At 67.3% G+C, this 21,138-nt stretch carries 19 protein-coding genes and 1 pseudogene; 11 read left to right on the forward strand and 9 right to left on the reverse strand.

Translation table 11 applies throughout. The features are described 5' to 3' along the window. The 3 genes and pseudogenes from ACFE7D_RS06160 to ACFE7D_RS06170 form a co-directional block, all read right to left on the reverse strand. A pseudogene (locus tag ACFE7D_RS06160) lies at positions 1-1,196 on the reverse strand (RNA degradosome polyphosphate kinase); the annotation flags it as partial. Next, on the reverse strand, positions 1,193-1,819 hold the full coding sequence (locus tag ACFE7D_RS06165; protein WP_375394552.1) for a chromosomal replication initiator DnaA: 627 nt from the start codon (positions 1,817-1,819) through the stop codon (positions 1,193-1,195). The pseudogene ACFE7D_RS06160 and the gene ACFE7D_RS06165, both read right to left, overlap by 4 nt. After that, positions 1,816-3,066, reverse strand: coding sequence for a heavy-metal-associated domain-containing protein (locus ACFE7D_RS06170; RefSeq protein ID WP_375394553.1), 1,251 nt, complete (start codon positions 3,064-3,066; stop codon positions 1,816-1,818). Before ACFE7D_RS06170 ends, ACFE7D_RS06165 begins: the two co-directional genes overlap by 4 nt. A gap of 60 nt (positions 3,067-3,126) precedes the next feature. On the opposite strand from ACFE7D_RS06170, the gene purM reads away from it, so the two are divergent. The 4 genes from purM to ACFE7D_RS06190 all read left to right on the forward strand — a co-directional run bounded on the left by purM (position 3,127) and on the right by ACFE7D_RS06190 (position 5,890). Beyond that, positions 3,127-4,236, forward strand: a complete 1,110-nt coding sequence (gene purM, locus ACFE7D_RS06175; RefSeq protein WP_375394554.1) for a phosphoribosylformylglycinamidine cyclo-ligase — start codon at positions 3,127-3,129, stop codon at positions 4,234-4,236. Positions 4,237-4,398: 162 nt separating this feature from the next. Continuing rightward, the gene (gene purN / locus ACFE7D_RS06180) at positions 4,399-4,908 is read left to right on the forward strand and encodes a phosphoribosylglycinamide formyltransferase (RefSeq protein ID WP_375394581.1); all 510 of its coding nucleotides are present in this window, start codon (positions 4,399-4,401) and stop codon (positions 4,906-4,908) included. Continuing rightward, a complete protein-coding gene (locus ACFE7D_RS06185; protein WP_375394555.1) occupies positions 4,905-5,282 on the forward strand; it encodes an MmcQ/YjbR family DNA-binding protein in 378 nt (125 codons plus the stop codon). The genes purN and ACFE7D_RS06185 overlap by 4 nt, the downstream gene beginning before the upstream one ends. After that, positions 5,279-5,890, forward strand: a complete 612-nt coding sequence (locus tag ACFE7D_RS06190; protein WP_375394556.1) for a hypothetical protein — start codon at positions 5,279-5,281, stop codon at positions 5,888-5,890. The genes ACFE7D_RS06185 and ACFE7D_RS06190 overlap by 4 nt, the downstream gene beginning before the upstream one ends. Positions 5,891-6,058: 168 nt before the next feature. Here the strand turns inward: ACFE7D_RS06190 and ndk are convergent, their stop codons facing one another. From ndk to ACFE7D_RS06205, 3 genes are all read right to left on the reverse strand, one after another. Further along, entirely contained in the window at positions 6,059-6,481 is a 423-nt protein-coding gene (gene ndk, locus ACFE7D_RS06195) for a nucleoside-diphosphate kinase (RefSeq protein ID WP_375394582.1), read from the reverse strand. Positions 6,482-6,557: 76 nt separating this feature from the next. After that, positions 6,558-6,998, reverse strand: a complete 441-nt coding sequence (locus ACFE7D_RS06200; protein WP_375394557.1) for a DNA polymerase III subunit chi — start codon at positions 6,996-6,998, stop codon at positions 6,558-6,560. A 10-nt stretch (positions 6,999-7,008) separates the two neighbouring features. Next, positions 7,009-8,490, reverse strand: a complete 1,482-nt coding sequence (locus tag ACFE7D_RS06205; protein ID WP_375394558.1) for a leucyl aminopeptidase — start codon at positions 8,488-8,490, stop codon at positions 7,009-7,011. Positions 8,491-8,718: 228 nt separating this feature from the next. Here ACFE7D_RS06205 and ACFE7D_RS06210 point away from each other — a divergent pair, with 228 nt between their 5' ends. From ACFE7D_RS06210 to rsmA, 4 genes are read left to right on the forward strand one after another with little or no spacing between them, the layout of a single operon-like run. Further along, positions 8,719-10,935: an LPS-assembly protein LptD gene (locus ACFE7D_RS06210; protein ID WP_375394583.1), complete on the forward strand. Its 2,217-nt coding sequence runs from the start codon at positions 8,719-8,721 to the stop codon at positions 10,933-10,935. A gap of 25 nt (positions 10,936-10,960) precedes the next feature. Next, on the forward strand, positions 10,961-12,367 hold the full coding sequence (locus ACFE7D_RS06215) for a peptidylprolyl isomerase (RefSeq protein WP_375394559.1): 1,407 nt from the start codon (positions 10,961-10,963) through the stop codon (positions 12,365-12,367). Between the two features lie 10 nt (positions 12,368-12,377). Continuing rightward, the gene (pdxA, locus tag ACFE7D_RS06220; RefSeq protein ID WP_375394560.1) at positions 12,378-13,379 is read left to right on the forward strand and encodes a 4-hydroxythreonine-4-phosphate dehydrogenase PdxA; all 1,002 of its coding nucleotides are present in this window, start codon (positions 12,378-12,380) and stop codon (positions 13,377-13,379) included. Further along, positions 13,376-14,203 (forward strand): 16S rRNA (adenine(1518)-N(6)/adenine(1519)-N(6))-dimethyltransferase RsmA, encoded by an 828-nt coding sequence (gene rsmA / locus ACFE7D_RS06225; protein ID WP_375394561.1) that lies wholly within the window; start codon positions 13,376-13,378, stop codon positions 14,201-14,203. The genes pdxA and rsmA overlap by 4 nt, the downstream gene beginning before the upstream one ends. Here the strand turns inward: rsmA and ACFE7D_RS06230 are convergent. From ACFE7D_RS06230 to guaB, 3 genes are all read right to left on the reverse strand, one after another. Further along, positions 14,190-14,693 carry a tetratricopeptide repeat protein gene (locus ACFE7D_RS06230; protein ID WP_375394562.1) on the reverse strand — a complete coding sequence of 168 codons (504 nt, stop codon included), beginning with the start codon at positions 14,691-14,693 and terminating at the stop codon, positions 14,190-14,192. The two genes, rsmA and ACFE7D_RS06230, sit on opposite strands and share 14 nt — an antisense overlap. Positions 14,694-14,723: 30 nt before the next feature. Then, the gene (locus tag ACFE7D_RS06235; protein WP_375394563.1) at positions 14,724-15,911 is read right to left on the reverse strand and encodes an RsmB/NOP family class I SAM-dependent RNA methyltransferase; all 1,188 of its coding nucleotides are present in this window, start codon (positions 15,909-15,911) and stop codon (positions 14,724-14,726) included. Positions 15,912-16,255: 344 nt separating this feature from the next. Continuing rightward, positions 16,256-17,713, reverse strand: a complete 1,458-nt coding sequence (gene guaB / locus ACFE7D_RS06240) for an IMP dehydrogenase (protein ID WP_375394564.1) — start codon at positions 17,711-17,713, stop codon at positions 16,256-16,258. 119 nt (positions 17,714-17,832) lie between these two features. On the opposite strand from guaB, the gene ACFE7D_RS06245 reads away from it, so the two are divergent. The 3 genes from ACFE7D_RS06245 to ACFE7D_RS06255 all read left to right on the forward strand — a co-directional run bounded on the left by ACFE7D_RS06245 (position 17,833) and on the right by ACFE7D_RS06255 (position 21,061). Beyond that, complete coding sequence (locus ACFE7D_RS06245; protein ID WP_375394565.1) at positions 17,833-18,825, forward strand: SPFH domain-containing protein; 993 nt, start codon at positions 17,833-17,835, stop codon at positions 18,823-18,825. Between the two features lie 148 nt (positions 18,826-18,973). Further along, positions 18,974-19,450 carry an NfeD family protein gene (locus ACFE7D_RS06250; protein WP_375394566.1) on the forward strand — a complete coding sequence of 159 codons (477 nt, stop codon included), beginning with the start codon at positions 18,974-18,976 and terminating at the stop codon, positions 19,448-19,450. After that, entirely contained in the window at positions 19,451-21,061 is a 1,611-nt protein-coding gene (locus ACFE7D_RS06255; RefSeq protein ID WP_375394567.1) for an alpha-glucosidase, read from the forward strand. The last annotated feature ends 77 nt before the right edge of the window (positions 21,062-21,138 follow it).

The following is a 21,138-nucleotide window of genomic DNA, read 5'->3' on the forward strand; positions in this document are numbered from 1 at the left end:
GCGATCAGCGCGTTGATGACCGCGGACTGCTTGCCGGCGCGGTACAGCGTCTGCTTGATCGCGACGACGTCGGGGTCGTTCGCAGCCTGTTTCAGGAAGGCCAGTACGACGTCGAACGTCTCGTACGGGTGGTGGACGACGATGTCCTTCGCGCGGATCGCGGCGAAACAGTCGCCGCCGAATTCGCGGATTCGTTCGGGAAAGCGCGGCGAATAGGGGGTGAATTTCAGGTCGGGGCGATCTTCGTCGACCACGCCGTCGAGGTCGGAAATACCGAGCAGATCGCCGCTTTCGGTGATGATCGCATCCGCCCCCCCCAATTCCTCCTTCAGCGCCGCGGCCAGCGCATCGGGCAGGTTCGTTTCCAGCTCCAGCCGGATGACGCGGCCCCGCCGCCGCCGCTTGATGGCGTTGGCGAAATAGCGGACCAGGTCCTCGGCCTCCTCCTCGATCTCGATATCGCTGTCGCGCAGCACCCGGAACGCGCCCGCGCCAACCATCCGGTAACCCGGAAAGAGCACCGGCGCAAAACGCTTCACGATCGCCTCGATCGCGATGTAGCGCGCGACATCGCCCGGCAGGCGGACATAGCGCGCCATCGTCGCAGGCAACATCACCAGTTCGCGTACCGGTTCCTTGTCCGACAGGCGCACCAGGTCGAAGATCAGCGACAGCCCCTTGTTGGGGATGAACGGAAACGGGTGCGCCGGGTCGAGCGCCTGCGGGGTGAGTACCGGAAACAGCTGTTCGCGGAAATAGATCTCCAGCCAGCGCGAAGCCTCGTCGTCGACCTCGTCGCGGCGAAGGACATGGACGTTCGCCTCGTCCAGCAACACGCGGATCTGCGCCCAGACGGTCTGCTGGTCGCGCATCAGCTCGTCCGCCGCCGAGGTGATCGCGACCAGCTGTTGCGCAACGGTCAGCCCGTCCGCGGAGCGATTGTCGACGTCCTGCAGCTGCTGCCCTTTCAGCCCGGCGACCCGGACCATGAAGAATTCGTCGAGGTTCGACCCCGATATCGACAGGAACCGCAACCGTTCCAGCAGCGGGTGCGCGGTGTTGCACGCCTCGTCCAGCACGCGGCGGTTGAACGCCAGCCAGGATAATTCGCGATTGAAATAGCGGTCGTTCGGCTGGTGCACGAATGGATCGTCGTCGTGCCCGGCCAGATGCGCGAGATGGGCGGGGCGGTTCATCGGTCCTCCAACGGGTGGGCGTCGGCCAATAGCCCGGCGTCTCTCAAGGTGGCGCGGGCGAACGGGATCGACAAGCGCTTGCGGCGCTCGGTCGCTTGCTGTTCCAGCGTATCGACCGTGCGTATGACGGCGAGATGACTGCGTTCGATCCGGCTGGACATCCAGTCGATGAGATCGGGCCGCGCGTCCAGCCCGCGTCGGTCGAACAGATGCGCGAGCAATGCGCGGACCAGCGCGTCGTCGGGCGGATCAATCGCCGCTGCGGCACTGGCCGCGAGTCGTGATCGAAGGTCTGGCAACGCCACGCTCCAGGTGGGCGGTGCGACCTCCGCGACGATCACGAGCGGCCGGCGATCCGCCTGCGCGCGGTTCCAGGCGTGGAAGACATCCGCCTCGGCCGCATGATCCGCGTCGTCCAGGATCGCGCCGCCGCTCTTCGCCGCGAAAATCCGCGCGAGCAGGCTGCGCCCCGATTTGCGCGGCCCCGTCAGCAGCGCGGCCTTGACCGGCCAGGTGCCCCAATGGTCGAGGACATGCGCAGCGCGGGCGTTGCACGGCGTGATGATGAACGAATCGGCGCGCGGGTCCGCCGGCCAGCCGAGCGGAAGCGCGATCTGGCTCATCCCGCCGGCGCGCCGTCCGCGGGGAGTCCGGGGGGCAGTAACGACGGCGCTCGCCGGATGCGCAGCGACTGCTCCTCGCCGAGCACCTGATACCCCCGCACCTCGAGAGCGGATTTCAGCGATCCCGGATCGCCGTCATAGACCACGCGCAGTACCGACACGCCGCCCAGCGCGAGGCTGACCGTTGCCGCGGATCGGACGCCGGGTATCGCGCGAAGCACGCCTTCCGTCGCCGACACCGCTGCCGCCCCGGGCGTATCGAACTGTATGGTGACGGGGATCCCCTGCCCAGTCGTCCCCGTGTCCCCGACGATCTGTGCAAGCGTCTGATCGTCGCTCGCCACGCTGTCCGCGGTCGGCGTGGCGGTCGGCGACGGCAGCGGGAGCAGGCTGGCATCGGGGCGCAGCGCGCCGCTGCGCAGACCGCCCTGATAGAGATCGTCCAGCCGCTTGACCCCGGTATCGAGCAATTGCGGAACGCCCGCCGAATTGCCGACACGCAGCGTGAACTGGCCGAGAACCCGGTTGTCAGGGCCGAACCGCGCCTGGAACACGCCGATCACCGGGCCGCCGGGCCATTGGCGGTAGAGCCGGACGGTCGGGATCAGGATGTCGGTCGCACCATATTGGTCGATGATCGTACGCCACCACGCCCGGTCGGGACGGCCGGTCTGGCCGACGGTCAGCAGCAGCGAATCGGGGCCGGTCCCGGATGGCCGGACATAATCGATCGCGCTGCCACCGGTGCGGAACCGCGCCCAGGCCTGTTGCCACTCGGTCTGCTGCTCGAACACCTGGCCCACGCCGCCCGACCACAGGACGGGGATGACCAGCATCGGCGACGATCGATCGGCGTAAGCCGGAATGCCAAGGATCGATCCCGCGCGCGCGCGGTCGAACAGCACGCCGAGCTTCGCGATATAGCGGTTGGGGCCAATCTCCTCATGCTCGACGACGATGCCAGACACGATGCCGTCCAGTGCGCCGTCGGACAGCATCGCGCCACCGCCGCCGAGACGCCGCGACAATTGCACCCATCCCTTGCGCTGCGCGAGCCGCCAGCCGCCAAGCCGCGCGGCATCCGGGGTCTTCGCCGCGACATCCACAGCGATGCCGGCGACTTCGTAGCTGCTTGCGCTGTCGATCGGGGCGACACCGCGCGTGCCGTCGATCTGCGCAACCGCCGTCGCCGTTCCCAGCAGGAACACGGCCAGGCCGAAGGATTTGAGGGTCGGCCGGATACGCATCGCGTGCCTTTTGGCGAAGCGGCCATGGAAATCCAAGCGCGATGTGACTAGCACCCCGTCATGCCCGATAGCGACAGCCCGAAAACGCCCTATACCTATGCCGACGCCGGCGTTTCGATCGCGGCGGGCAATGCGCTGGTCCGTGCGATCGGCCCCCTCGTCCGCGCGACGAGACGAAGCGGTGCGGATGCGGAGATCGGCGGGTTCGGCGGGTTCTTCGACCTGAAGGCCGCGGGGTTCACCGATCCGTTGCTCGTGGCGGCGAACGACGGGGTCGGCACGAAGCTGAAACTCGCGATCGACTGGGACCGGCACGCAGGGGTAGGCATAGACCTCGTCGCGATGTGCGCGAACGACCTGATCGTCCAGGGTGCCGAACCGTTGTTCTTCCTCGATTATTACGCGACCGCCAAGCTCGACCCGGGGATCGCCGAGCGGGTCATCGCCTCGATCGCGGAGGGGTGCCGCCAGGCGGGCTGCGCGCTGATCGGCGGCGAGACCGCGGAAATGCCTGGCATGTATGCTGACGGCGATTACGACCTGGCGGGTTTCTGTGTCGGAGCGGTCGAGCGCGACCGGGTGCTGACCGGAGCGACCATCGCGCCGGGCGACGTGATCCTGGGGCTCGAATCGTCGGGGGTGCATTCCAACGGCTTCTCGCTCGTCCGGCGGCTGGCGACGGACAAGGGCTGGAAACTCGATCGGCCGGCGATGTTCGATCAGGACCGGTTGCTGATCGACCTGCTGATGGCACCGACGCGGATCTACGTGAAGGCATTGCTGCCCGTGCTGGCGAACGGACGGATCAAGGGATTGGCGCACATCACCGGCGGCGGCCTGCTGGAGAACATCCCGCGCGTGCTGCCCGAAGGTACGCACGCGGTGATCGACGCGGACGCCTGGCCGCAAAGTCGGTTGATGGCATTCTTGCAGGCGCAGGGTGCGATCGAGCCCGGTGAGATGGCGCGGACGTTCAACTGTGGGGTCGGGATGGCGGTCGTGGTCGGTGCGGACGACGCGGAGGAAGTTGCGGCTGCGTTGGCGGATGCGGGCGAGACGGTGCACCGGATAGGCACGGTGGAAGCTGGCAAGCGTGGTTGCACCGTGCGCGGGCCGGTCGAAACGTGGAGCGCGCGCGATGATTGGACCGCGACGCACGAGCATGGTTGATCCCCCCCTTCGTCACCCCGGCCTTGTGCCCGGGTCCATCACGCATCGAGTCCATTCGCGGGCGGGATTGGCGGCGCGATGGATGCCGGGGCAAGCCCGGCATGACGGAGGGGGCGGTAGTTGACGAACGTCGGCATCCTCCTCTCCGGCCGGGGATCGAACATGATGGCGCTTGTCGAGCAGGCGCACGGTTATGCCGTTACCCTAGTCGTATCGGACAAACCGGACGCCCCCGGCTTCGTCTGGGCCCGCGACCAGGGGATCGCAACCTTCGCGCTGTCGCCCAAAGGGATCGGCAAGGCGGCGCACGAAGCGGCGATCGACAAGGCGTTGCGAGGCGCCGGTGTCGAGACGATCGCGCTCGCGGGCTATATGCGGCTGTTGTCCGATGCGTTCGTCGCACGCTGGCGCGGCAGGATCGTCAACATCCACCCCTCCCTGCTGCCGAAATACAAGGGCCTCGACACTCATGCCCGCGCCATCGCCGCAGGCGATGCCATCGCCGGTTGTTCGGTCCATATCGTAACCGAGGAACTGGACGGCGGCGAGGTGCTCGGCCAAGGCGAGGTGCCGATCGAGCCCGGCGACACCCCCGATACGCTCGCCGCGCGCGTGCTTGCTGCGGAGCATGGCCTCTACCCGCGCATTCTGTCAGCGTTCGTGGCACGATGAGCCCCGATCCCGCCGCAGCAGTCGCCCAAGTCCGCGCATTGTGTCTTGCACTGCCGGAAGCTGCCGAGCGATCGTCGCACGGGGCACCCGGTTTCCACATCGAAGGCGGCCGCTTCTTCGCGTATTTCTGGCACGACCATCACGGCGATGACGAGACGGTCGTCATCGTGAAGACGAGCGGCGCGGAGGAACAGGCGATGCTGATCGACATGGACCCGGACTGTTATTTCAAGCCCGCCTATCTTGGCCCTTCGGGTTGGATCGCGATGCGGCTTGACCGGCCGGATACCGACTGGGACCAAGTCGGCGACCGGATCGCGATCAGTTGGGAGCTTATCGCCCCGCGACGCCTGCTGGAGGCGGGCGGGCGATGACCGACACTCCCGCCGAACGTGCCGAGGCCGCACGGACGCGGCGTCGCTGGGTATCCTTGGCCGAAGTGGTCGCCGTCGTCGGCGTCCTGATCGGTGCGCTGTCGCTTTATACGACCTGGTCGGATCACCGCGCGGACGATCGCACGCGGACGCAGGCTGAAGCCGCGGCGACACAGGAAAAGGGCCGGTTCGAACTGCGCGGCCTGGTATCGCATGACGGCGGGTCGATCGCGCTGCTTCGCGACGAGCGTCACGAACTGCGCGATGTGCGCGTCAGCTTCCCCACGACGCTTGCGATCGGCGCGAAGGATGCGGTGGACCAGACGATCGATCGCGACTGGTTCGAACGGCCGTTGCTCGACGCGACCCCGGCGAAGAGTGGCGATCAGGTCGGGCGGTTGCCGATCTTCATCACCTATACCTATGGCGATGGCAATGCCCAGCGCGCGAAGACCGGCATCTACGACATCGTCTGGCGGACCCGCGGCCGGTTCCTGCGCGGTCGGGCGCTGACGATCACCGGGTTCCGGTCTCGCGCGGCGGGGGGCTCACAGGCTGCGCTGGATGCGCTGTGGGCGGGGCTCCAAATAGCGTTTCGTCGCCATTGACCCAATCGGTTAAACATCCCGGCGCACTATCGATACACGCCGTTCTCCCGCGAACGCGGGAGCCCGGGGTTACGGGCGATGTCGCCTGTGGCGCCTGGGCCCCCGCTTTCGCGCGGGATCAGCCGGTACATGTTCAAACGTAGTCGGCCGAGTTCACCGGGCGAACGATCAGCCCACGAGTTCTTCGGGCTTGAAGAAATACGCGATCTCGATCTCGGCGTTTTCGTCCGAGTCCGAACCATGCACCGAATTCGCCTCGATCGACTCGGCGATCTCCTTGCGGATCGTACCGGGTTCGGCGTTCGCGGGATTGGTCGCGCCCATGGTGTCGCGGTTGCGCTGCATGGCGTTCTCGCCCTCCAGCACCTGGACGACGACGGGACCCGAGATCATGAACTGGACCAGATCGTTAAAGAAGGGGCGTTCCTTGTGGACCGCGTAGAAACCCTCCGCCTGGTCGCGCGACATCTGGATGCGCTTCGACGCGACGATGCGCAGCCCGGCATCCTCCAGCATCTTGGTGACCGCGCCGGTCAGGTTGCGGCGCGTGGCATCGGGCTTGATGATCGAAAAGGTACGGTTCGCGGCCATGATGGTCACGGGCTCCTGTGGTTGGTCGTGCTTGGAAAAGTGGCGTCGCCCTAGAGCCGGGCCGTCCCGAAAGCAACTAGGCGGCCTGTTCCCAGCGGCCGGCGTCATTCTGTTTCCAGTAGCGGCGCTCGACGCCTTCGCGGTCGGATAGCGCCTTCCAGGCGAGCCGCGCCTCGCGGATCGCCTCGTCGTCGAAGAGATTGAAGGCGCGGTCGAACGCCAGCGCCTCGTCGCGCCAGCGGCCGTCGACGATCGCGACGGTGCGCGCGCCGTTGGCCGGTTCGGGAGCGGCGGCGATCAGCACCGGCTGGTCGGCATCGCCATCGCCCCCGGCCTGGCCGTGCGGCAGGAAGCTTTCGGGGGCGTAGGTCCAGAACAGTCGATCGAGCGCGGCGCGCTGCGCGGCATTGTCCGCGACCACCAACAGCCGCGCGCCGCTCGCCAGCACCTTTTCCGCGATCTGCGGCAGGACGCGGTCGAGCGGGGTGGCGGTCAGGTGGTAGAAATCGACTTGCATCCAGCCATCCTCACCTCTCGAAATTGTCCGCCACAAACCGGTCGAGCAACCGGACACCGTACCCGGTCGCGCCCTTGTCGTAGGTCGTGCCGGCCTTGTCGGACCAGACCATGCCGGCGATATCGAGATGTGCCCAGTTCACGCCGTCATCGACGAAGCGCTGAATGAATTGCGCCGCGGTGATCGATCCGGCACCGCGCGGGCCGACATTCTTCATGTCGGCGATCGGGCTGTCGATCAGCTTGTTGTACGCGTCCGTCAGCGGGAAGCGCCACAGCAGGTCGCCGGTCGCCCGGCCCGCCGCGAGCAGCTGGTCGGCCAGCGCATCGTCGTTTGCGAAGATGCCGCCATGTTCGCTGCCGAGCGCGACGATCATCGCGCCCGTCAGCGTCGCCAGATCGACGATCGTCTTGGGCCGATATGTCCGCTGCACCCAGGTGATGCAGTCGCACAGCACAAGCCGCCCTTCGGCGTCGGTGTTGATGACCTCGATCGTCTGCCCCGACATCGACGTGACGACGTCGCCCGGACGCTGCGCATTGCCGTCGGGCATGTTCTCCACCAGGCCCATGACGCCGATGACGTTCGCCTTCGACCGGCGAAGCGCGATCGCCTTCATCGCGCCGGCGACCGCGCCCGCGCCGCCCATGTCCCATTTCATGTCCTCCATGCCGGCCGCGGGCTTGATCGAGATGCCGCCGGTGTCGAAGGTCACGCCCTTGCCGACCAGCGCTACGGCGGAATCCCCCTCGCCTGCGCCGTTCCACTTGAGCGCAAGGATACGCGCTTCGCGCCGTGACCCCTGGCTGACGCCGAGCATCGCGCCCATCCCGAGTTCGCCCATCTGCGGCTCGTCGATCACGATGATCTCAAGACCGAGGCCTTCGATATCCTTCGTGACCTTCTCCACGAAGCTTTCCGGATACAGGATGTTGGCCGGCGTCGCGACCAGCCAGCGGGTCAGGTCCATGCCCTTCGTGACCGCGTCCGTCCGACTCCAGGCGGCATCGGTATCCGCCGGAGCACCGGCGATCAGCACCTCGCCCAGCGTCGGCTTCGCCTTTTCGGGCAGCTTGGTACGATAGATGTCGTAGCGCCAGGCACGTTGCACGACCGCCCCCGCAAAGCGCGCCGCTGCCTTTGCGGAGGGTGCGTCGGGAATCGCCGCAAGATCCACTGTCGCGGTCGTCGCGCCCGATGTCAGCAGCTTGGCCGTCAGCGCGCCGCCCGCCTTTTCCCAATCCGTCTCGGCCCCGGCACCCACGCCGAGCAGGACGAGGTGGCGCACGCCGCCGCCGCCGGCATCGACGAACAGGTCCACCACGGCCCCCGCCTCGCCCTCGAACCGCGTCGCTGCGGCCGCACTTCGCGCGATCGATTGCGCGGCAGGCAGGGTTTCGGGCCAGCGAACATGCGTCAGTCCGTCCCTGGCAACCGGTAGGACCAGGATGGCAGGATCGGCGGCGACGCGGGAAACGAATTCGATCTTCATTGCAAATGCTTTCGGCAAGTCCCTCGGGGGAGGGTATCGGGGCTGTAGGCCCGTTCGCCACACGGGGTAAAGCGCGGACGATTGCAGCGCGGTCGATCGGGTGCGATAGGCGGATCGTGGTGCGTGGCCGTTCGGGACGGCTGGCGTGTTACCGCAGGGGGTTGGTCCGGGATCGTGTTGCGTTTCGATCTGTTGGCAGGCTGTGCGTTGGCACTTGCGCTCGCCGCCATGCCCGCCGGTGCGCAGGATCTGCAGTCGCGCGCGGTCGCCCCACCGCCGCCACGGACGCAACCCGCAGCGGGAACGCCGGCGGATACCGCCCCGCCCGTGCCCGACGATCAGGTGCAGTTCAGCGCCAATGCGCTGGAATATGATACCAACACCGAAGGCGTCACTGCGACGGGCGACGTACGGATGTACCGCACCGGCAACAGGCTGCGGGCCGACAAGGTCGCCTGGGATCGCAAGACCGGCAAGGTCGTGGCGACCGGCAATGTCGCGGTCACCAACCCGCAGGGCGATGTTGCCTATGGCGATTCGATCAACCTGACCGATTCTTTGAAGGACGGCATGGTCGACAACATGCTCCTGGTGCTGGAGCGCGGCGGACGGATCGCGGCGCGAACCGGGACTCGCGCGGAAGACGGCACGGTGAATTTGCGCGACGCTGCCTACACCCCGTGCGCGGTAACCAACGCGGCGGGATGCCCGAAGGAGCCGTCCTGGAAGATCACGGCGGTGCGCGTGACGTATCGCCCCGACAGGCAGCGCATCTATTTCGCGGGCGCACGGATGAACCTCTTCGGTTTGCCGACGGTGCCGCTACCGGTGTTCTCCGCTCCGGTCGGCGGCGGGAACGAACGCGGGTTGCTGAGCCCCGACATCCGGCTGGAGGCGGTCAACGGCCTCCAGATCGCCACGCCTTATCATTTTTCGTTCGGGCCCGATCACGGGCTGACGGTCACGCCGCATATCTACACCGCGGTTCTGCCTATGCTGCAGCTCGATTACCGGTCGCTCGGCGAGCTGGGCGCGTATCGGATGACTGGATACGTCACCGCCAGCCGGCGCAGCGACGATATCACGACGACGGGTGCCAGCACCGATACCGAACAGGCGCTTCGCGGCTATATCGACTGGGTCGGCCGCTTCCAATTGTCGCCCAACTGGAGCGTCAGCGCGTCGATCCGCTATACGTCGGACCGTACGTTCCTGCGGCGCTACGAGATTTCGACCGACGACGTGCTCCGCAACACGCTGAGCGTCGAGCATATCGACGCGAACAGCTATCTCTCGATCACCGGCTGGGCGGTGCAGACGCTTCGGGTCAACGCGATCCAAAGCCAGCAACCCGTCGCCCTGCCCGAGATCGATTATCGCCGGCGCATCGACGAGGACCTGACCGGCGGCCATTTCATGGTGCAGGTGAACACGCTCGCGCTGACGCGCAGCGAGGGTCAGGATACGCAGCGCGCGTTCGCCAGCGTGGAATGGGACCTTCGCAAGCTCACCCGTTGGGGCCAGGAGGTGACGTTCACTGCGTTCGCACGCGGCGATCTGTACAATACGGGCGATGTCGCGGCGACCGACGTTCTGGCCTATCGCGGAATAGAGGGATTTCATACGCGGGCGATCGGTGCGCTGGCAGTCGATATCAAATGGCCGTTCGTCGGCAATTTCCTTGGCGGTACGCAGCGTTTCACCCCCCGTTTCCAGATCGTCGCCGCGCCGAGCATTGACAATAATTCGGTTCCAAACGAGGATTCGCGCGCGATCGATCTGGACGACAGCAACCTGTTCTCGCTCAATCGCTTTCCCGGTTATGACCGGTTCGAGGATTCGAGCCGCGCGACATACGGCGCGGAATGGGCGGTCGATCTGCCCGGATTGACGTTCGACACCGTGATCGGTCAGAGCTACCGCTTGAACGACAGGCCATCGATCTTCTACCCCGGCACCGGCCTGTCGGATCGCCTGTCCGACATCGTCGGGCGAAGCGAACTGCGCTACCGCGACCTTGTCTCGATCGTCGCGCGGTACCGCATCGACAAGGGCGATTTCGCTTTGCGGCGCAACGAAGTGGACGCGACGATCGGTTCGCGGTCGACCTATATCCTGCTCGGCTATCTTCGGCTCAACCGCAATATCGATCCCGTCTACGAGGATCTGGCGGATCACGAGGAAGTCCGCGTCGGCGGTCGTGTCCAATTCTCCCGCTTCTGGTCCGCCTTCGGATCCGCGGTCGTCGATCTGACCAACCGCGTGGAGGACCCGCTGTCCACCGCCAACGGATTCCAGCCGATCCGCCACCGGCTGGGGGTGCAATATGAGGATGATTGCCTGCGACTGGGCTTTACGTGGCGGCGCGATTACCAGACTACGGGCGATGCGCGCGCCGGCAACGGATATCTGTTGACGCTGGCCTTCACCAATCTCGGTCGCTAAGCCGCGGTTCAGCCGCTGCGCGGCAATGAAACGGGTCGCCGGTGCCGGCGCGTTGATGGGGTATGGAGCGATCGTGAAGCATTTCTACCGTTCGGACACCGTCGGCCGCAAGGCGATGGGCTCCGTGATGCTGGCACTGATGGCCGGCGGTGCGATGGCGCAGACCGTGCCCGACAACAGCGTACCGTCGACCGGGCTCGACATCCCCGCGAACCTCCAGATCTTCGGCAAGCTCGACCCCAATATCCGCAAGCCGACCGCGGTGGTGAACGAAACCGTCATTACCGGCACCGATGTCGATCAGCGCGTCGCGCTGTTGGCGGTGGCGAACGGCACGGCGCTGTCGCCCGAGGATCGCGACAAGCTGAAGCTCCAGATCCTGCGCCAGTTGATCGACGAGACGCTTCAGATCCAGGAGGCCAAGGTCAGCGACATCACCATCACGACCGAAGAGATCACGCAGAGTTTCGACCGGGTCGCAAAGAATTTCGGGCGTACGCCGGCGGCGATGCGTACCTTTCTGCGCGACGCCGGATCGTCCGAACGCTCGCTCACGCGCCAGATCGAGGCCGAACTGGCCTGGCAGCGCTATCTGCGTCGCAAGATCGAGCCGACCACCAACGTGAGCGACGAGGAAGTGAAGGGTATCCTGGCGCGCCTGCAAGAGGCGAAGGGCACCGAAGAATATAACGTCAAGGAGATATTCCTCAGCGCGACGCCTGCGAACGGACAGCAGGTCTATGCCAATGCCCGTCAGTTGGTGCAGGAGGTCCAAAAGGGCCAGCAACCGTTCGAATATTTCGCGCGCACCTATTCCGAGGCCACGACCAAGGCGGTCAACGGCGACCTGGGCTGGGTGCGCACCGCGCAATTACCCGATCCGCTCGCCGACGCGCTCCGCACCATGCAGATAGGGCAGGTCGCCGGACCGATCGAGCTGCCCGGCGGGTTCTCGTTGCTGTACCTGACCGACAAGCGCCAGGTGCTGACCGCGGATCCGCGCGATGCACGCCTCAGCCTGAAACAGCTGACGATGCGTTTTCCCGCCGGTACGACGCAGGCGGAAGCGACCACGCGCGCCGCCGCATTCGGCAGGGCCACGCAAGCGCTGCAGGGTTGCGGATCGGTCGAGAAGGTCGCGGCGGCGATCGGCGCGGAGGTCGTGGACAACGACACCGTCCGCATCCGCGATCTGCCTGCGCAGCTTCAGGAAATCATGTTGAAGCTGCAGGTCGGCCAGTCGAGCCCGCCCTTCGGATCGCCGCAGGACGGCGTCCGGGCGCTGGTCCTGTGCGGTCGCGACGATCCCAAGTCCGGCACGCTGCCCCGTGCCGATCAAGTCCAGGACCAATTGGAGCAGCAGCGCGTCAACCTGCGCGCGCAACAGAAACTGCGCGATCTTCGCCGCGACGCGATCATCGATTATCGCTGAGGACCGCATCATGGTCGCACCGCTTGCCGTATCGATGGGCGACCCGGCCGGGATCGGGCCGGAGATCATCGCCAAGGCCTGGGCGGCGCGGCGCGAACGATCCCTCCCGCCCTTCGTTGCGATCGGTGATATCCGCGCGGTCGCCGCGGTCTGGGACGGCCCGACCCGATCGGTGACGGATATGACGGAGGTGACCCGCGTTTTTTCCGATGCGTTGCCGATCCTGTCGATCGACGAAGGGAGCGACGGCGTCCCGGGATCCCCCGATGTCGGGGGGGCACGCTGCGCGCTGCATGCGCTGGAAATGGCGACGGGGCTTGTCCGGTCCGGCGCGGCCCGGGCGCTGGTGACGGGACCGGTGGCGAAGGCGCAGCTCTATGCGATCGGCTTCACGCATCCCGGCCAGACCGAATTCATCGCCGAACGCTGCGGGATCGCTGGCGAGAATGCGGTCATGATGCTCGCGGGGCCCGGGTTGCGCGTGGTGCCGATCACGACTCACGTCGCACTTGCCGACGTGGCGGGGCTGCTCGATATCGATCTGATCCTTGCCAAGGCGCGCGCCACCGCCCGCGGGCTTCATCGCAATTTCGGGGTCGAACGCCCACGGCTCGCCTTTGCCGGGTTCAATCCGCACGCCGGCGAACAGGGCGCGATCGGGCGTGAGGAGATCGACCTGCTCGAACCGGCCATCGCGATCCTGCGCGAAGAGGGTATCGACGCGATCGGCCCGTTCGCCGCGGACACCATGTTCCACCCAAGAGCACGCGCCAAATATGACGTCGCTCTATGCTGCTACCATGACCAGGCGCTCATCCCGATCAAGACGCTGTATTTCGACGACGGGGTCAACATCACGCTTGGCCTGCCCATCGTCCGCACCTCGCCGGACCACGGCACGGCGTTCGGGATCGCGGGTCGCGACGAGGCCAACCCGGGCGCGATGATCGCCGCCATCGCGATGGCGGGCGAAGCGGCGGACCGTCGGAGCCGCGACGCCGCGGCGGCGTGAACGACACGCCGCTATTGCCGCCGCTGCGTGACGTCATCGCGCGGCACGGGTTGGCCGCGAGCAAGGCGCTTGGCCAGAATTTCCTGTTCGACGGGCAATTGCTGGCGCGCATCGCGGCGGTGCCGGGCGGTCTGCGCGATGTCCCGGTACTGGAGGTCGGTCCGGGTCCGGGTGGATTGACTCGTGCGCTGCTGGCGGCGGGAGCGCGGGTGACGGCGATCGAGAGCGACCGGCGTTGCATCCCCGCGCTCGCCGAGCTGGCGGCGGCGTATCCCGGCAGGCTGACCGTCATCGAGGGCGATGCGCTGGCGATCGATGCGCCCGGACTGTTCGCGCGGGCACCGCATATCGTCTCGAACCTGCCTTATAACATCGGCACCGCGCTGCTGGTGAACTGGCTGTCGGCGGCGTGGCTGCCATGGTGGCGGTCGCTGACGTTGATGTTCCAGAAGGAGGTCGCGGACCGGATCGTCGCGACGACCGCCGGCGACCCCTATGGCCGGCTGGCGGTGCTGGCACAGTGGCGATCGACCGTGCGGATCGCGATGCCGGTCCACCGATCCGCCTTCACCCCGCCGCCCAAGGTCATGTCCGCGGTCGTCCATATCGTTCCCACCGATGCGCCGGACGGCGTGGCGCTGGCCGATCTCGAACGGTTGACCGGCGCGGCGTTCGGCCAACGCCGCAAGATGCTGCGGCAAAGCCTGAAGACGGTGCCCGGTGCGCTCGCCGCGCTGGAGGCGATCGGCATCGATGCGACGCGGCGGGCGGAAACGCTGTCGGTCGCAGACTTCACCGCCCTCGCGCGCGCTATTCGGGCGTAGTCGTCGGCTTCTTGTCCGTGACCATCGCAGTCGAGACCGGGGGCCCCTTTGCGATCGTCGCGGCCAGCATCGTAGCGGGCGTGCAGTTCGTCTTGCACAGCGTCCTGATCCTGGCGAGGTTCGCCTGCGCCAGCGTCACCGCGCCCTTGGCGACCAGCGCCTCGCCCTGCCCCTCGAGCGCGGCGATATCGTTGGGTTCGAGCAGCAGCGCCTCGCGGTAGAGCCGGATCGCCTTGCCGGACAGCCCGAGCCCCTGCGATATCTGCGCGAGTTCGACAAAGGCCGCGCGGTTCCGCGGATCGACTGCCAGCGCGGTCTCCAGCGTATCGGTCGCGGCATCGACGTTGCCCGCCGCACGCTCGGACTTCCCTTCCGCCAGCAACGCCAGCGAACGCTGGTCGATCTGGTCGTCGGGACGCTGCCCGTGAAGCGAGGTCGATACGCAGACGATCGTCAGCGCGACGGCGAGGGCAACGGAGGAATAACGCATGATCGGCTCCGGACGAAACACGAGGACCGGCTAGCACGGTGCCCGCAGGCGCGCGACAAAAAAGCCGTCGGTGCCGTCGAGCGCGGGATCGAGCCGCCAGCCCGCGCCATGCGATCGACCCGCGGGCAGCGCCGGCGGCTCGGCGACCCAGCCCGGATGCGCGGCGAGGAAGACGTCGATCTGTTCCGCTCCTTCCGCATCCAGCAGCGAACAGACGATATAGGCGAGCGTACCGCCCGGCCGCACCAGCGTGGCGGCGAGCGCCAGCAGCCGGGCCTGCGTAATCGCCAGCCGGTCGATCCGGTCGGGCGTCAGCCGCCACCGCGCCTCCGGATTGCGCCGCCAGGTGCCGGTGCCCGAACACGGCGCATCGACCAGCACGCCGTCCGCCGTGCCCGTCCAGTCGGCCAGCGCCTCGGCCTCGCGATTGGGGTCGAGCAGCAGCGTCTCGGCGATCGCAACGCCCGCGCGCACCGATCGTGGTTTGAGCCGCGAAAGCCGCGTCCGGTCGACATCCGCGGCGAGCAACAGGCCCTCGTTCGCCATCGCCGCGGCCAGCGCCAGCGTCTTGCCGCCCGCGCCCGCGCACAGATCGACGATGCGGTCGCCCGGCTTCGCGCCCAGCGCCATGCCGACGATCTGGCTACCCTCGTCCTGCACCTCGACCAGCCCGTCGCGATAGACCGGCATGGCCTCGACATTGCCGCCGCCGGAGAGCCGCAGGCCGTCCGGTGCGAAGGGAGTCACCTCGACTTGAGGCACCATCGCCAGCACGTCCTCGCGGCTCGCTTTCAGCCGATTGACGCGCAGATCGAGCGGCGCGCGGCCGACCAGCGCCGCCATCGTCGCCTTCGAGACGCCCGAGGCGACGAGTGTCTCCACCAGCCAGTCCGGTGCCGAGCCCGCCACCGCGCGCGGTTCGTCGGCTTCGATCGGCGCAGGGCCGTGCGCGCTGCCGTCGAACGTCGCCGCCAGCGCGGGGTCGTCGTCCGCCAGCGCCACCATTGCCGCCCGCCCGCTCGTCGGCCGCTCGCCAGCGCGCCGGATCGCGGCATAGACCAGATCGCGCACCGCCCGGCGGTCCTTCGACCCGGCATAGCGCCGGATATCGAAATAGCGCGACACGAGCGTGTCCGCGGCGGCCCCGCCTTCGCTGGCGGCGGCGATGATCTGATCGAGGATCTCGACCGCGGCTTCGGTGCGGGCGGCGGGGGTCATGCGGCTAAGTTTACAAAGGTTACGGTGGTGCGCGTGTTTGCGGGGGCGATTTGTCTCATGCCATCCCCGGCGGAAGCCGGGGCCCGTGTGCGACGCGGGCGTGGCGAGACGGGGGGCGCACCAACGGAAATCGGTGTAACTGGGCCCCGGCCTAAGCCGGGATGGGGGAAGTGGATGGCACCTCCGCCATGCCGGACTTGATCCGGCATCCATCGTGCCGCCATTCCAACGACTTTCGAATGCGCGGCACGATGGACCCCGGAATAAATCCGGGGTGACGGCAGGATGTTTCGCAGCAAGTTCATCCCCCGCCCTGACACGTCCTACCCGTGTAGGACACCCCCTCAGCGCGTCGGATAATTCGGGGCCTCGCGCGTGATCGTCACGTCATGCACATGGCTCTCGGTCAGCCCCGCCCCGGTGATCTGCACGAACCGCGCGCGCTTCTGGAGGTCGGGGATCGTCGCAGCGCCGATATAGCCCATCGCCGCGCGGACGCCGCCGACCAGCTGGTGGATGACGTCGCGCGCCGGGCCCTTGAACGCCACCTGCCCTTCGATCCCTTCGGGCACCAGCTTCATCTGGTCCTTGATATCGCCCTGGAAATAGCGATCCGCCGAGCCGCGACCCATCGCGCCGACCGATCCCATGCCGCGGTAGGACTTGTACGCGCGGCCCTGGTACAGGAACGTTTCCCCCGGTGCTTCCTCGGTGCCCGCGAGCAGCGATCCGATCATGCACGAGGATGCGCCGGCCGCGAGCGCCTTGGCGAGATCGCCCGAGGTGCGAAGGCCCCCATCCGCGATCACCGGTACGCCCGATTTCCGCGCTTCTTCCGCCGCGTCCATCACCGCGGTCAGCTGCGGCACGCCGACGCCCGCGACGACGCGGGTCGTGCAGATGGAGCCGGGCCCGATCCCGACCTTGATCGCGTCGGCACCCGCGCCGATCAGCGCCTTCGCGGCCTCCGCCGTGGCCACGTTGCCGGCCATGACCTGCACCGAATTGCTGAGCCGCTTCACCCGTTCGACCGCGCGCGCGACGTCGATATTATGGCCATGCGCGGTGTCGATGACGATCAGATCGCATTCGGCATCGACCAGCGACCGGGTGCGCTCGAACCCGCGGTCACCGACCGTGGTCGCGGCGGCGACGCGCAGGCGGCCCGCGCCGTCCTTCGTCGCATTGGGATAGGTCACCGCCTTCTCGATGTCCTTGACCGTCACCAGCCCGACGCAGCGATAGGCTTCGTCGACCACCAGCAATTTCTCGATCCGGTGCTGGTGAAGCAGCCGCCGCGCTTCCTCCTGACCCACGCCCACCGCGACGGTGATGAGGTTGTCGTGAGTCATCAATTCGCTGACCGGCTGGCGCGGGTTTTCGGCGAAGCGCACGTCGCGGTTGGTCAGGATGCCGACCAGCCGTCCGCCCGCCTCCACCACCGGGATGCCGCTGATCCTGTGCCGTGCCATAAGCCCCTGCGCATCCGCCAGCGTCGCGTTCGGCAGGATGGTGATCGGGTTGACGACCATGCCGCTTTCGAACCGCTTCACCGCGCGCACCGCATCGCACTGTTCGGGCACCTCCATGTTACGGTGGAGCACGCCGATCCCGCCCAGCTGCGCCATGACGATCGCCATGTCCGCCTCGGTCACGGTATCCATCGCGGACGAAATGACCGGGATGTCGAGCGCGATCCCGCGCGTCAGCATCGTGCGCGTGTCCGCCTGGCTGGGAAGAACGCTCGACTCGCCCGGCACCAGCAGCACGTCGTCGAAGGTGAGGCCGAGGCGGATGTCCATGGGGTGCCGGTTCCTGCGCGTGTGGAAGTGGCGGGCCATGTAACCGCATGGGAGCCGGGGCGCTAGGCCCCCTCCCCTGCGCCTGCTAGGACGGGTGGAACAACCGAGGGATTCGACCGATGGGATTGATCGCTGCTGCGCTGCTGCTGGTGCTCGTGCTGTTCTACCTGATGAATTCGATCAAGATCGTCCGCCAGGGCTATCAATACACGATCGAACATTTCGGCCGTTTCACCACCGTCGCGCGGCCGGGGTTCAATTTCTACCCGGCGTTCTTCTATCGCGTCGGCCGCAAGGTGAACATGATGGAGCAGGTGATCGACATTCCGGGTCAGGAGATCATCACCAAGGACAATGCGATGATCTCGACCGACGGGGTCGTGTTCTTCCAGGTGCTCGACAGCGCGAAGGCGGCGTACGAGGTGTCCGACCTGTATCTGGCGCTGCTGCAGCTGACGACCACCAACCTGCGCACCGTGATGGGGTCGATGGACCTCGACGAGACGCTGTCGAAGCGCGACGAGATCAACGCGCGGCTGCTGACCGTGGTCGATCATGCGACGGTGCCGTGGGGCGTCAAGATCACGCGCGTCGAGATCAAGGACATCCGCCCGCCGGCCGACATCGTCAACGCGATGGGCCGGCAGATGAAGGCGGAGCGCGAGAAGCGCGCGAACATCCTCGATGCCGAAGGCACGCGCGCGTCGGAGATCCTGCGCGCCGAGGGGCAGAAGCAGGCGCGCATTCTCGAGGCGGAGGGCCGCAAGGAATCCGCGTTCCGCGACGCCGAGGCGCGCGAGCGCGCGGCGCAGGCCGAAGCGACGGCGACGAAGGCGGTGTCGGAGGCGATCGAGGGCGGCAGCACGCAGGCGATCAACTATTTCATCGCACAGAAATATGTCGAGGCGATCGGCAAGTTCGCGACGTCGCCCAACGCGAAGACGATCCTGTTCCCGGTCGAGGCGACCCAGCTTATGGGTACGCTGGGCGGCATCGGCGAACTGGCGCGCGATGCGCTGTCGGTCGTGCCGACCAAGGCGGGCGGGGTTGCCAAGGCCGCGCCGCCGACGACGCCTGCGAAGCCGGGGCCGTTCGAGCTGCCGGGTCAATAAGTCGGTCCCGGCCCGTGCCGTTCACCCCACCCCGGCGAAGGCCGGGGCCCAGTTGCGAGAGAATGATGGCGGCGCGATGCGCTCAATCACGAAAACCGTGGCAACCGGGCCCCGGCCTTCGCCGGGGTGGGGGTAGAGGGCGCACCCCATGACCATCGACTCGATCGGCGGCCCGGGCGGCGCATGGCTGATCGCCGCCGTCGCGCTAGGCATCGCCGAACTCGCGGCGCCCGGGTTGTTCCTCGTGTTCCTTGCGATCGCCGCGGCGATCACCGGCGTCGCGCTGCTCGCGCTCCCCGCATTGCCGGTCGCGATCCAGCTGGTGTCGTTCGCGGCGTGGAGCGGCGCGGCGGTGCTGATCGGGCGGCGCTGGTACAAGGATTATCCGATCGAAAGCAGCGACATGCTCCTCAACGACCGCGCCGCGCGGCTGGTGGGCACGATCGTCGTGGTCGATAGCGCAATCGTCGACGGCGTGGGCCGGGTGAAGGTCGGCGATGGCGGCTGGCCGGCGCGCGGGCCCGATGCCGCGATCGGCGATCGCTTGCGCGTCGTGGCGGTCGAGGACGGGGTGGTGCTGGTCGACCGCGACATTCCCCCCACCGCCGGGCCGGGGACGCTCTAGATGCCCGACCCGACGACGCCGCATCGCTGGTGGCTGGGGGCGGTGATCTACCAGATCTATCCGCGCAGCTTCGCCGATTCGAACGGCGACGGGATCGGCGACCTGCCGGGCATCACCGCGCGTCTGGATCATGTCGCGAGCCTCGGCGTCGATGCGATCTGGCTGTCGCCCTTCTTCACTTCGCCGATGAAGGATTTCGGCTATGACGTGTCGGATTACCGCGATGTCGATCCGATCTTCGGCGCGCTTGCCGATTTCGACGCGCTGATCGGCCGCGCCCATGCGCTGGGCCTGAAGGTCGTGATCGACCAGGTCTATAGCCATACCTCGGACGCGCATCCGTGGTTCGAACGAAGCCGCGTCGATCGCTCCAACCCCTGCGCCGACTGGTATGTATGGGCGGACGCGAAGCCCGAGGGCAGCCCGCCGAACAACTGGCAATCGGTGTTCGGCGGCCCGGCCTGGACCTGGGACGCGCGGCGCGGGCAATATTATATGCACAATTTCCTGCGCGAACAGCCGCAGCTGAACGGGCATAGCCCGGCGGTGCAGGACGAACTGATCGCGACCGCGCGCTTCTGGCTCGACCGCGGCGTCGACGGGTTCCGGCTGGACGCGATCAACTTCGCGATGCACGACCCGGCACTGACCGACAATCCGCCCGCCCCGGACGACGGCGCCCCGCGCACCCGGCCGTTCGATTACCAGCTCCACGAATACAACCAGAGCCACGCCGATATTCCCGTCTTCCTGGAACGGATACGGCGGTTGCTCGATGGCTATCCCGGCGATCGCTTCACGGTGGCGGAGGTCGGCGGTGCGGAGAGCGACCGCGAGATGAAATTGTTCACCCGGGGGCACGAGCGACTGAACAGCGCCTATGGCTTCGATTTTCTCTACGCACCCGCGCTGGCTCCTGCCCTGGTCGCGGAAGCGCTGGGTCGATGGCCCGCAACGCCTGGCGAGGGCTGGCCAAGCTGGGCGTTCGAGAACCACGATGCGCCGCGCGCGGTTTCGCGCTGGATCGATCCCGCACACCGCGCCGCCTTCGCGCGGATGAAGATGCTGCTGCTGCTGTGCCTGCGCGGCAACGTGTTCCTGTATTATGGCGAGGAACTGGGCCTGACGCAGGTCGATGTCCCGTTCGCCGATCTGCAGGACCCGGAGGCGATCGCCAACTGGCCGCGGACATTGTCGCGCGACGGTGCGCGAACGCCGATGCCCTGGCGCAGCGACGCGCCCTTTGCGGGCTTCTCGGCCACGAAGCCGTGGTTGCCGGTCGGGGCCGATCACCCCGCACTGGCGGTGGACGTGCAGGAAGCCGATGCCGGATCGCTTCTATGGCTGACCCGGCGCCTGGTGGCGTTTCGTCATGCTTGCCCGGCATTGTCGGTGGGAACGCTGTCGGTCGTCGAGGCCGGCGTGCAGCTGCTGGCGTTCGAACGGCAGGCGGAGGGGCAGCATCTGCTCTGCGTCTTCAACCTGGGGGCAGAGCCCGCGGATTGGGCACCGAACGAAACGGATCGATGGCGGATCGTCGAGCGGATCGATGATCCCGGGGGCTGGCGGCTGGCACCCTATGGCGGGCTGGTGGCCGAGCGGGTGACGTAGAGATTTCCGTCACCCCGGCCTTGTGCCGGGGTCCAGGGTTGCGGCGCTACACGCCCGACAGTCGCTAGACGCCCCGG

Source organism: uncultured Sphingomonas sp. (assembly GCF_964244235.1).
Taxonomy (GTDB): domain Bacteria; phylum Pseudomonadota; class Alphaproteobacteria; order Sphingomonadales; family Sphingomonadaceae; genus Sphingomonas.

Excerpts from the sequence above, each read along its gene's own strand:
- ACFE7D_RS06215 (WP_375394559.1), top strand. The coding sequence starts at position 10,961 with ATGAAACGGGTCGCCGGTGCCGGCGCGTTGATGGGGTATGGAGCGATC.
- ACFE7D_RS06205 (WP_375394558.1), bottom strand. The coding sequence starts at position 8,490 with ATGAAGATCGAATTCGTTTCCCGCGTCGCCGCCGATCCTGCCATCCTG.
- pdxA (WP_375394560.1), top strand. The coding sequence starts at position 12,378 with ATGGTCGCACCGCTTGCCGTATCGATGGGCGACCCGGCCGGGATCGGG.
- ndk (WP_375394582.1), bottom strand. The coding sequence starts at position 6,481 with ATGGCCGCGAACCGTACCTTTTCGATCATCAAGCCCGATGCCACGCGC.
- ACFE7D_RS06210 (WP_375394583.1), top strand. The coding sequence starts at position 8,719 with ATGCCCGCCGGTGCGCAGGATCTGCAGTCGCGCGCGGTCGCCCCACCG.
- ACFE7D_RS06200 (WP_375394557.1), bottom strand. The coding sequence starts at position 6,998 with ATGCAAGTCGATTTCTACCACCTGACCGCCACCCCGCTCGACCGCGTC.
- ACFE7D_RS06170 (WP_375394553.1), bottom strand. The coding sequence starts at position 3,066 with ATGCGTATCCGGCCGACCCTCAAATCCTTCGGCCTGGCCGTGTTCCTG.
- ACFE7D_RS06245 (WP_375394565.1), top strand. The coding sequence starts at position 17,833 with ATGGGATTGATCGCTGCTGCGCTGCTGCTGGTGCTCGTGCTGTTCTAC.
- ACFE7D_RS06250 (WP_375394566.1), top strand. The coding sequence starts at position 18,974 with ATGACCATCGACTCGATCGGCGGCCCGGGCGGCGCATGGCTGATCGCC.
- ACFE7D_RS06230 (WP_375394562.1), bottom strand. The coding sequence starts at position 14,693 with ATGCGTTATTCCTCCGTTGCCCTCGCCGTCGCGCTGACGATCGTCTGC.
- ACFE7D_RS06255 (WP_375394567.1), top strand. The coding sequence starts at position 19,451 with ATGCCCGACCCGACGACGCCGCATCGCTGGTGGCTGGGGGCGGTGATC.
- ACFE7D_RS06185 (WP_375394555.1), top strand. The coding sequence starts at position 4,905 with ATGAGCCCCGATCCCGCCGCAGCAGTCGCCCAAGTCCGCGCATTGTGT.
- ACFE7D_RS06165 (WP_375394552.1), bottom strand. The coding sequence starts at position 1,819 with ATGAGCCAGATCGCGCTTCCGCTCGGCTGGCCGGCGGACCCGCGCGCC.
- ACFE7D_RS06190 (WP_375394556.1), top strand. The coding sequence starts at position 5,279 with ATGACCGACACTCCCGCCGAACGTGCCGAGGCCGCACGGACGCGGCGT.
- ACFE7D_RS06235 (WP_375394563.1), bottom strand. The coding sequence starts at position 15,911 with ATGACCCCCGCCGCCCGCACCGAAGCCGCGGTCGAGATCCTCGATCAG.
- purN (WP_375394581.1), top strand. The coding sequence starts at position 4,399 with ATGATGGCGCTTGTCGAGCAGGCGCACGGTTATGCCGTTACCCTAGTC.
- guaB (WP_375394564.1), bottom strand. The coding sequence starts at position 17,713 with ATGGACATCCGCCTCGGCCTCACCTTCGACGACGTGCTGCTGGTGCCG.
- purM (WP_375394554.1), top strand. The coding sequence starts at position 3,127 with ATGCCCGATAGCGACAGCCCGAAAACGCCCTATACCTATGCCGACGCC.